This is a genomic window from Mesorhizobium sp. M5C.F.Ca.ET.164.01.1.1, from assembly GCF_004792125.1.
Classification (GTDB): Bacteria; Pseudomonadota; Alphaproteobacteria; order Rhizobiales; family Rhizobiaceae; genus Mesorhizobium; species Mesorhizobium wenxiniae.
On the sequence record NZ_SRTG01000462.1, the window covers coordinates 1 to 303 of the forward strand.

Consider the following 303-nt stretch of genomic DNA (forward strand, 5'->3'; position numbering starts at 1 on the left):
ATCAAAAGGTCCACCGGCTCGGTAAAGAGCAGTGAGCGCAGCGCCCACAGGTCCTTGCCCGCCCAAACCTGGGCAGCCTTGCCGAAAGGCGAGGATGCTAGCAGCTTCTTCAAATCGGCTTCCCATGCCGAGGTGCCATTGGTGGCGAGGCAATGGGTTGGCTCGCCGCCGGTCTCCATGACAAAGCGGGCCATCGCGTGAACGAAGTCGGGATCGCCGTAGATGGCGTATTTCTTACCATGCAACCAGGATTGGCTGTCCGCCATGGCGTCTACCAGTCGGCCGCGCTCGAGGCGAATTGCC

1 protein-coding gene is annotated in these 303 nt (G+C 61.4%); it reads right to left on the reverse strand.

The annotated features are described in order from the left end of the window. A partial coding sequence (locus tag EN807_RS34285) for a nitrogenase component 1 (protein WP_281405268.1) occupies window positions 1–303 on the reverse strand: 303 nt, incomplete at both ends.